At 61.9% G+C, this 8,640-nt stretch carries 10 protein-coding genes and 2 pseudogenes (1 of these 12 only partly in view); 6 read left to right on the top strand and 6 right to left on the bottom strand.

Features of this window, described 5'->3' with window-relative positions; translation table 11 throughout:
- Positions 1-87 precede the first annotated feature (87 nt).
- The 5 genes and pseudogenes from EOB49_RS29245 to EOB49_RS38080 all read left to right on the top strand — a co-directional run.
- Positions 88-444: a hypothetical protein gene (locus EOB49_RS29245; protein ID WP_127383014.1), complete on the top strand. Its 357-nt coding sequence runs from the start codon at positions 88-90 to the stop codon at positions 442-444.
- A 576-nt stretch (positions 445-1,020) separates the two neighbouring features.
- Positions 1,021-1,431, top strand: coding sequence for an Ig-like domain-containing protein (locus EOB49_RS29240; protein WP_127383013.1), 411 nt, complete (start codon positions 1,021-1,023; stop codon positions 1,429-1,431).
- A gap of 33 nt (positions 1,432-1,464) precedes the next feature.
- Positions 1,465-1,701 carry a hypothetical protein gene (locus EOB49_RS29235; protein WP_127383012.1) on the top strand — a complete coding sequence of 79 codons (237 nt, stop codon included), beginning with the start codon at positions 1,465-1,467 and terminating at the stop codon, positions 1,699-1,701.
- Positions 1,702-2,104: 403 nt separating this feature from the next.
- Entirely contained in the window at positions 2,105-2,320 is a 216-nt protein-coding gene (locus tag EOB49_RS36635) for a hypothetical protein (protein WP_164781847.1), read from the top strand.
- Between the two features lie 16 nt (positions 2,321-2,336).
- Positions 2,337-2,500: pseudogene (locus tag EOB49_RS38080) on the top strand (ABC transporter permease); the annotation flags it as partial.
- A 123-nt stretch (positions 2,501-2,623) separates the two neighbouring features.
- Here EOB49_RS38080 and EOB49_RS29225 read toward each other — a convergent pair.
- From EOB49_RS29225 to EOB49_RS29200, 6 genes are all read right to left on the bottom strand, one after another.
- Positions 2,624-3,034 carry a hypothetical protein gene (locus tag EOB49_RS29225; protein WP_245472873.1) on the bottom strand — a complete coding sequence of 137 codons (411 nt, stop codon included), beginning with the start codon at positions 3,032-3,034 and terminating at the stop codon, positions 2,624-2,626.
- Between the two features lie 355 nt (positions 3,035-3,389).
- Positions 3,390-3,635 carry a MoaD/ThiS family protein gene (locus EOB49_RS29220; protein WP_127383011.1) on the bottom strand — a complete coding sequence of 82 codons (246 nt, stop codon included), beginning with the start codon at positions 3,633-3,635 and terminating at the stop codon, positions 3,390-3,392.
- Positions 3,623-5,893, bottom strand: a complete 2,271-nt coding sequence (locus tag EOB49_RS29215; RefSeq protein ID WP_127383010.1) for a xanthine dehydrogenase family protein molybdopterin-binding subunit — start codon at positions 5,891-5,893, stop codon at positions 3,623-3,625. The genes EOB49_RS29220 and EOB49_RS29215 overlap by 13 nt, the downstream gene beginning before the upstream one ends.
- Position 5,894: 1 nt before the next feature.
- The gene (locus EOB49_RS29210; protein ID WP_013530647.1) at positions 5,895-6,371 is read right to left on the bottom strand and encodes a (2Fe-2S)-binding protein; all 477 of its coding nucleotides are present in this window, start codon (positions 6,369-6,371) and stop codon (positions 5,895-5,897) included.
- On the bottom strand, positions 6,371-7,231 hold the full coding sequence (locus tag EOB49_RS29205) for a xanthine dehydrogenase family protein subunit M (RefSeq protein ID WP_127383009.1): 861 nt from the start codon (positions 7,229-7,231) through the stop codon (positions 6,371-6,373). Before EOB49_RS29205 ends, EOB49_RS29210 begins: the two co-directional genes overlap by 1 nt.
- A 286-nt stretch (positions 7,232-7,517) precedes the next feature.
- Positions 7,518-8,411: a LysR family transcriptional regulator gene (locus EOB49_RS29200; protein ID WP_127318023.1), complete on the bottom strand. Its 894-nt coding sequence runs from the start codon at positions 8,409-8,411 to the stop codon at positions 7,518-7,520.
- Positions 8,412-8,513: 102 nt separating this feature from the next.
- On the opposite strand from EOB49_RS29200, the pseudogene EOB49_RS29195 reads away from it, so the two are divergent.
- Positions 8,514-8,640: pseudogene (locus EOB49_RS29195) on the top strand (SDR family oxidoreductase); it runs 644 nt beyond the window's last position.

Raw genomic sequence — 8,640 nt, 5'->3', positions numbered from 1 at the left:
GGTGGGGAAGGCGCCTGACCGCAGCCTATCGCCTTGTCGGATGAAGAGGTCTATGCAGGCCTTCACAAGGCTTAGGAGAGGCTTCGGATGAGAATCGCAATCTGCCTCGCATTGACTGCGGCAGTGGCTGGGTGCGCGACATCGCCGGTCGACTATGAGGCGTCGCTTTCGCAGCAGGACCAGAAATGGGCTTCGCCGGCATGCCAGCAGGCCCGCATGGCGGCTTCGGATTACCAGGCTCGCGAGAAAGAGCACCCGGGGTGGGGTTTCGGCGTCCTGCTCGGTCCATACTCGATGGGGCTCGTCGCAGCCATCAAGGAGCATGAGCAGAAGCAACGAAAGCTGTTCGCCCGCGAAGTGCACCTGCAATGCTCAAGCCTGCCGCTGCCGAAGGAGCTGCAGGGCAATTTGGACCCTGGGGTGCCTCCAACGAAGTATCCATAGCCTTGGCGGCGCCTTCCGGGCAAAGGCGCCGGGGTTGCGAAGCGGCGCGAGTGATGGAGAGCCGATGTTGGCCGCACCGGCCCCGAGGCCGTTGAAGCGCGGCTGCAGAATATCGGCGACGACCCGAAGCTCCAACATCTCGCGCAGCAGCTGGCCGCGACATTCTGGTTAAGAATGACCAGGGCCAGTACCAGCTTGGTGATTTCTCGATCTTGTTCGGGCTGATCGTGCTGTTCGTGACCGCGGCCTATTTAAGGATTGCGGAGGAAAGGTAAAATCAGAAGAGCCAGCGATGGCGGCGGAAATGACACCAAATGTAAAATAGTAAATAAATCTATTGCACGACAGGCCACCAATATGCAGAAATCCCTGCCTATAGGCGGGGTGATCGGGGATGTGGAGAAATTAAAAGAAAAATCCGGCGCTATTTTTTGATGGCTCAAATAATTCTGCGGGCCAGTGGCGCCGGCCTGGTCATCTAAATATAGTTAGAATTTCAATATCGAAGAATTTTTGATTCCGCCGGGGCCGAGAGGATTGGTCGGCTTCGGTTGTGGATCGACACGCGACAATCCGATGCTTCGTTCAAATCTCATCTGGCAAGAAAAGTTCTATTCCATGATGCCCATAAGACTTTCAGCCCTTGCTCTCGCCGGCCTTCTCGGCTTGGGCCTTGCGACATCAGCGCATGCGGACGAATGTCCGTGGCGATTGCGTTTCTGGCTCGGCGTTGACGCGACTGGCAGCGCCATGGTCCATAGCGGCCAAAAATGTGTATTTCCCATCCGAGCCAGCGGCACCCTCACAAGTCTGAAAATCATTTCCCGCCCTCAGCATGGCGTCGTCATGGCCCTCAGCCGCTCGGTACTCACCTATCAGGCGCAAAGTGGCTACAAGGGCACTGACACCTTTGTTTTCGTCGCCACTGGAAAAAGCCAAGTCAACCACGGCCAGTCGACAGTGACCATGACTATGAAGGTTGATTGAGACCATCCTATGAAGGTTGATTGAGCTATCATCATGGCAATGCGCGTTGCTCTACTGCCGACCTTTTACCTGATCATCGTCGCATCTCTTTTTTCCTTGATTGCGGCGGCATCTGCCGCAGAGACAACGCAAGCGCCCGACGACTGGCAGATGAATTTTGCTCTAGTGCGCAACGGCGACTGCACGCAAACCTGCATCCAATGGATATCGGCCGAAGGCGCGATAACAGGCGACACCGCCAGACGGTTCAAGAAGTTTCTAAACGGCTGAAGGGCAAGAAGCTTCCTGTCGTGTTTCAGTCTCCCGGCGGGGACGTGGCTGCCGCGCTTTCTGTTGGACGCATGATCCGGGCCGCCGGCCTGGAAACCGCAGTGGGCAGAACGGTGCTAAACGGCTGCCCAATGCTTGTACCACGCTGCCCAGAAAAAATCGTCAAGAACGGCTGGTCGCAGGGTGAAGTCCACTCAGGAGGTGCCTATTGCTTCTCGGCTTGCCCACTTGCATTTATGGGCGGCCAGATCCGCGCTGCGGCTGCCACTGCCCGCATCGGTCTCCATCAAATATCAGTCAATGGCTACAAAGGATCCGAACAGACCGGGAGAAGAGACCTCGATGCAATTTCGACGCGGTCCGACCCCGCGTTGAAGCAAATCCTTTCCACTACCTCGACGAAATGGGCGTCAGCAGCCACGATGTGTTCGCCATGATGGGACTTGCGACACCTTACGGTCTCTACAACCTCCAAAGCGCTGAAGCCCTGAAATCAGGCGTCATTGCAAAAGTCTTCTGGTACTCCGACGATCCGGGCTACATCGTCATTGGAATTGGCTTGCCGCCTGCGGCTGCTTCGCCGGCGAAGGACATCGTGCAGAGAGAGAGGTCTGGGTGATGACGCAAATTTATGCGGCCGCGGCGGCTACACCGGCACCATCATCGACGCGCTGATCCTGACCGTGCTGGCGACGCTCTTGACCATCCTGCAAATGCCGAGGGGGCGAGGCCGATCTTGTTCGGGCTGATCGTGCTGTTTGTGACGGCGGCTTATTTGCGGATTGTGGATGAGAGGTAGGGCGGGTTGAGCCGGACTGCATTCAGGATGCCCAAAGCGGCTTCACCCGCTCAACGCGATATCTTTTCTCGAACTCACGGAGCACCATTTTGAGCGTTGCCTCAAAAGCACCCTGATCGAACATCATCGATTTCTTCGCCTCGTGAAGGTAGCGCCAGTCGGTAAAGGCATCTTGGTGCTGATGCAGAATGTAGCGAATGCTGTAGTCGATATAGAAACCATTGGGATGGTCGGGAGCACTGACCTTTTGAACTCAGCGTCGAGTTTCTCTTGGCTTTCGGGCTTTAGGCGATCAAACAGCTTCATCAGGTTGTGCGATTTGACAACTCTTGGATCGTCGTGGTCGAAGACGAACCACGCTTTGAGTGCCAGCTCCATCGAAAGCGCCAAAAGCATCGGTTCAACACCGACGTGTTCGCGTTCGCTTAGGTCTGCATGCTCGCCGAATTCTCGACTTGGAAAGCTCTGAGTTTTTCGGAAGATCGCCTTTGCGGCTTCCCCTATCCTAATGGCAGTCGATAAGCGCGCACTCATTAGAGATCCATTGATGTAAACCGGCTCTGGAGCTTGACCTGAGATATTGCAAGAACGCAATCGTTAGGGTCGGATCCGACAGCGCTTTCTTGGTACAGCCTCGGCCCTCACCAAAATCTAACCCACGACCTCAGAATCGCCTTGGTGTCGGCAGTCTGCCTGCAGGCTTGCGAAACTTCGGCCGCCCGTCGCGCCAAGCACGGTGTCTTCGACGGCGGGCAGGATAAGGCTCGCATTGCACCATCCGATCCTGGCCAGAACGGATGCCAGTTCCGCTCGGGCGGAAGCGAACTGGATCTGGTCGGGATGTCGGGGGGCAGGGCCCTTGGCCGCCGATGGTAGGGCAGCTGTCCGCTCACCCCCCCGCCAGCCGCGGCAACAGAAAAATCTCCGCCCCCTGCGGCAGCTTCTTCGACCAGGTATCGCGATAGATCGTCCCGTCGATGGCAACCGCGATGCCTTTGTCGATCCAGGGCTCGAGGCCGGGATACTGTTCAGCCAGCTTCCTGAACAGCTCCCTTATGTCCTTGGCCTCGATCTCGACCTTGCTTTGGCCTCCGGCGGTCGCGGCGAGCGAGCCCCAGAGCGTTACTTCGACCATTCCCGTTCCGCCTCGATCGCCGCCAGGATGCGCGGCGGCGACATAGGGATGTGCGTCATGCGCACGCCCGCGGCGTTCGACACCGCATTGGCGATCGCCGCCAGCGGCGGCACGATCGACGTCTCGCCGACGCCGCGCACCCCGTAGGGGTGGTTGGGGTTGGGGATTTCGAGGATCTGCGTGTCGATCATCGGCAGGTCCGAGCAGACCGGGATGCGGTAGTCGAGGAAGCCGGCGTTCTGCAGCCGCCCGTCCTTGCCGTAGATATACTCCTCGTTGAGCGCCCAGCCGATGCCTTGCGCCGCACCACCCTGGTACTGTCCCTCGACATAGGTCGGGTGCACCGCCTTGCCGGCGTCCTGCACGACCGTGTAGCGGATGACCCTGGTGGCGCCGGTATCGGGATCGATCTCGATATCGCAGATATGGGTGGCGAAGGAGACGCCGGCGCCATCGGCGACGAGCTCGCTGTGGCCGGCGATCGGTCCGCCGGTCTTGCCCGACTCGACCGCGATCTCCTTCAGCGACAGCTTGCCGAGATTGCCGTGCTTCTCGCCCTTGGCAATCGCGTGGCCCTTTTCCCAGACCACGTCGTCGACGGCAATGTCCCACATCTGCGCGGCGCGCTCGCGCAGGATCAGAATCGCATTGCGGGCGGCCGAGATCGTTGCCATGGAAGACGAGAAGGTGCCGCGGCTGCCGTCCGTCATGTCGTTGTAGCCGAGGCTGGACGTGTCGGCGACGATCGCCTTGACCTGGCTATAGTCGATGCCGAGTTCCTCCGCCGCCACCAGCGACAGCGAGGCGCGCGAACCACCGACGTCGACCGTGCCGACGGCCAGCGAGACCGAGCCGTCCATGCCGATGTTGAGGTCGGTGCAGGTCTGGCCGCCGAAATTGAACCAGAAACCGCAAGCCATGCCACGGCCCTGGTTCTTGCCCAGCGGCGCCTTCATGTGCGGATGGCTCTTCACCGCCTCGAGCGTCGGGCCGATGCCGATCGGGCCGTAGACCGGGCCGTAGGAGGACCGTGTGCCTTCCTGCGCGGCGTTCCTGATGCGGAAGTCGACCGGGTCCATGCCGATCTTCTTGGCCAGCTCGTCGACCGCGCTTTCCACCGCGAAGGCCGCCATCGGCGCCGAAGGCGCGCGATAGGCCGCGGTCTTCGGCCGGTTGACCAGCACTTCGTAGCCGACCGTCTTGACGTTATCGAGCTTGTAGCAGGCAAACGCGGTCATCGCACCGATCTCGGCCCAGGAGCCGGCATAAGGGCCGCAGCTGTAGCGCAGCGTCGCTTCGGCGGCGGTGATCGTGCCGTCCTTGCGGGCGCCGATCTTCACGTCGATCGAGGTGGCGCTGGTCGGGCCCGAGGCGCGGAACACCTCGTCGCGGGTCATCACCAGCTTCACCGGCCGTCCGGCCTTGCGCGACAGCGCCAGCGCCACCGGCTCGGCCCAGACATGGGTCTTGCCGCCAAAACCGCCGCCGATCTCCGAGGAGGTGACGCGCAGTTTCGAGGCTTCCATGCCAAGCAGCTGGGCGCAGTGCTGGCGGTAGACGAAATGGCCCTGCGTGCAGACCCAGAGATCAGCGGTGCCGTCGGAGCTGAAATTCGCCACGCAGGCATGCGGCTCGATATAGCCCTGGTGCGTCTGCTCGGTCTTGAAGGAACGCTCGACGATAAAGTCGGCCTGCCCGAAACCCTGATGGACATCGCCATGGCCAAACTGGCTGCGCTTGGTGACGTTGGAGGGTTTTACCGGCTTTTCCTCGAGGCCCTCGGTGAAGATGGCATCATTGATCAAGGGCGCCGTGTGCTTCGCCGCCTCGTCGACATCGGTGACATGCGGCAGAAGTTCGTACTCGACCTCGATGAGCTTCAGCGCCTGCCTGGCCGTGCGGGCGTCGATCGCGGCGACGGCGGCCACCGCGTGGCCGTCATAGAGCGCTTTCGTGCGCGCCATGCAATTGTCGAGGACGTCGTACATGGCGGCATCGCCATCGGTGAGGTCCGGCAGGTCGGCCGCGGTGATCACCGCCTTGACGCCGGGGAGCTTTTCCGCCTTGGACGTGTCGATCTTGACGATCCTGGCGTGGGCGTGCGGGCTTCTCAGAACACGCCCGACCAACTGGCCGGCCATGTTGAAGTCGGCGCCGTAGCGCGCGCGGCCCGTCACCTTGTCGATGCCGTCGGGACGGATCGGACGCGTGCCGACGGAGGCGAATTTACGTCCGGAAAAACGTGGATCGAAATTCATCTCAGGCTCCCTTCATCACGATGGCCGCGTCCTGGACGGCGCGCACGATCTTGTCGTAGCCGGTGCAGCGGCAGAGATTCCCGGCAAGGCCGAAGCGGATTTCCTCCTCGGTCGGGTCGGGGTTTTTCGCCAGCAGGTCTTTGGCCGCGATCAAAAAACCCGGCGTGCAGATGCCGCATTGCAGCGCCGCATGCTCGAGGAACTTCTGCTGCAGCGGGTGCAGCGTATCGCCATGGGCCATGCCCTCGATGGTCTCGACGCGGCGGCCTTCAGCCTCGGCGCCGAGCACCAGGCACGAGCACACCAGCCGGTCGTCGAGGATGATCGAGCAGGCGCCGCAGTCGCCGGTGCCGCAGCCTTCCTTGGCGCCCGTCAGCCCCAGCCGATCGCGCAGGACGTCCAGCAGCGTCTCGTCGGGCTGGCAAAGATACTCGACAGCGTCGCCGTTGATTGTCGTTGAAACTGCTATACCAGCCATCATTTGCCTCCTGCACGTGCATAGGCTGATGTGGCGGCACGCTGGGCCAGCACACCCGCAACTTTTCGTCTGAATTCGATGGTGCCGCGCTTGTCGTCGATGGGACGGCATGCCCCCGCGCAGACCTTGGCGAGCCGCTCCAGCGTCGCCTCGTCCAGCCTGGAGCCGATGAGCACCTCCGCCGCCTCTTCGACCAGAAGCACCGTCGCCGCCACGGCGCCCAGCGCCACGCGGGCCGATTTGACGACCCCGTGCTCGTCGAGCGTCAGGTTCACGCCGGCACTGACCACCGCGATGTCCATCTCGGTGCGTGGAATGAAACGCAGATAGGCATCGCCAGACCGCGGCTCGCGCTTGTCGAGCAGGATCGCCTCGATGATCTCGCCTTTGGCCAGCGACGTCTTGCCCGGCGCGGTCGGCACGCTCTGCACGGGAATCGTGCGCCGGCCCGCCGGCCCGACGACCTCTGCCCTGGCGCCGGCGGCAACCAGCGCCGGCACGCTGTCGGCGGCCGGCGAGGCGTTGCAGAGATTGCCCACGATGGTGCAGCGTCCCTGCACCTGCTTGGAGCCGATCAGCTTGGCCGCCTCGACGACACCAGGCCATGCCTTCTTGAGGTCGGTGTTCTCTCCCAGGACGGCGCAGGGAACCGCGGCGCCGATGCTGAAGCCTTCAGCCGTTTCCCGGATCTCGCTCAAGCCATCGATCGCCTTGATGTCGACGATCAGCTCTGGTTCGGCAAAGCCGCCCTTCATCCTGACCAGGAGGTCGCTGCCTCCCGCGAGGATGGCGGCCGTACCAGCCGACCCGGCCAACTGGCCAACGGCATCTTCTATTGAAAGCGGACGTATGTAGCGCATCGTCTCCCCTTGGTCATCGCGATTTCAGCGACCGTTATAAACAGTCTCCTCACAATGGCTATCCGGTTCCGCATCTGCGGCGATTGGGCCAGGCGCCGCAATATCCAGTCCAACAGACCGAATGTGGCGCACTGACTGGCGGCAACCGGCTTTGGGATGATTTTCGTGAAACTTCGGTTATGGATCAAGTGCACTCATTCGCTTTTATCCGCCTTTGGACCTGAACGGCTCAGCCCGTCGACGCGCTTTCCTCGGAAGACCGTTTCACATTTTTCCTGGAATTGCCCTAGAGATCGGCCTCGGCGAAGATACGCGAGGCCCAGTCGAGGAAGACGCGAAGGCGCGGCGAGAGCTGTCGGTTTTGCGGGTAGAGCGCCGACAGCGGCGTCGGCGAGGGCGGGTAATCGGCCAGCACCTCGACGAGCGTCCCATCGGCCAGATCCTTTTCGAAGCGATAGCGCGGCGCCTGGATGAGGCCGAGGCCAAGCCGCGCCAGATCGGCGGCGGTGTCGGAATTGTTGGCGGCGACGCGGCCTGGCAGCCGCACCTCACGGATACTGCCGGCGACGGTGAATTCGAACGGAAGGGTCTCGCCGGTGCGCGACGAAACAAAGCCCACCGCCTGGTGACCGTCGAGCGCATCGGGGGAGACGGGCGTGCCGTGGCGTTCGAGATAGGCAGGGCTGGCGCAGGTGATCTCGCGGATGACAGCCAGCCGCCGCATGATCATGCCGCTGTCGGGCGGCTCGCCGACGCGGATCACACAGTCGACGCCTTCACGCACGAGATCGACCAGCCGGTCGCTCTGGCCGATCTGCAGGTCGATCCTGACATAGCGGGCGAGGAACTCCGGCAGGCGCGGCAAGAGGAAGGTGCGGGTGAGCAGCGTGCTGGCGTCGATGCGCAACAGGCCGAAAGGCTCGGCATTGCGGAAGGCGGCCTCGGCATCCTCGATCTCGGCCAGGATCGACAGGCAGCGCCGATAGTAGGCTTCGCCGTCCTGGGTGGCGTTCACCTGCCGTGTCGTTCGTTCCAGAAGCCGCGCGCCGAGATGCTCTTCCAGCCGCCGGATGGCTTCCGTCGCGGTTGAGCGCGGCAGGCCGAGATCGGCCGCGGCAGCGGTGAAGCTGCGCCGCTCCAGAACGCGAACGAAGAGCCGCATCGTGTCCAGTCGATCCATGGTTTTTGTTCGCAGTTTCCGAATAGTGATGTCAATAGGCGGCTGATTATCCGGAAAGCCGCCCGACCTATATCCGTGTCGCCAACACACGGAGAGACTTCCATGACATCTAATCAAACAAGTACGGGTGGCCAAACCAGAACCGCGATCGTGACGGGCGCCTCCAAAGGCATCGGCGCCGCCATCGCACAGCGGCTCGCCCGCGATGGCGTCGCCGTCGTCGTCAACC

The sequence above is a fragment of the Mesorhizobium sp. M7A.F.Ca.MR.148.00.0.0 genome (assembly GCF_003997735.1).
In the GTDB taxonomy this organism is placed as follows: Bacteria; Pseudomonadota; Alphaproteobacteria; order Rhizobiales; family Rhizobiaceae; genus Mesorhizobium.
This window is presented reverse-complemented; position numbering and strand designations above follow the sequence as displayed.

Coding starts and splice junctions, on each gene's coding strand:
- EOB49_RS29245 (WP_127383014.1), top strand. CDS start 88: ATGAGAATCGCAATCTGCCTCGCATTGACTGCGGCAGTGGCTGGGTGC.
- EOB49_RS29240 (WP_127383013.1), top strand. CDS start 1,021: ATGCTTCGTTCAAATCTCATCTGGCAAGAAAAGTTCTATTCCATGATG.
- EOB49_RS29235 (WP_127383012.1), top strand. CDS start 1,465: ATGGCAATGCGCGTTGCTCTACTGCCGACCTTTTACCTGATCATCGTC.
- EOB49_RS36635 (WP_164781847.1), top strand. CDS start 2,105: ATGGGCGTCAGCAGCCACGATGTGTTCGCCATGATGGGACTTGCGACA.
- EOB49_RS29225 (WP_245472873.1), bottom strand. CDS start 3,034: ATGAGTGCGCGCTTATCGACTGCCATTAGGATAGGGGAAGCCGCAAAG.
- EOB49_RS29220 (WP_127383011.1), bottom strand. CDS start 3,635: ATGGTCGAAGTAACGCTCTGGGGCTCGCTCGCCGCGACCGCCGGAGGC.
- EOB49_RS29215 (WP_127383010.1), bottom strand. CDS start 5,893: ATGAATTTCGATCCACGTTTTTCCGGACGTAAATTCGCCTCCGTCGGC.
- EOB49_RS29210 (WP_013530647.1), bottom strand. CDS start 6,371: ATGGCTGGTATAGCAGTTTCAACGACAATCAACGGCGACGCTGTCGAG.
- EOB49_RS29205 (WP_127383009.1), bottom strand. CDS start 7,231: ATGCGCTACATACGTCCGCTTTCAATAGAAGATGCCGTTGGCCAGTTG.
- EOB49_RS29200 (WP_127318023.1), bottom strand. CDS start 8,411: ATGGATCGACTGGACACGATGCGGCTCTTCGTTCGCGTTCTGGAGCGG.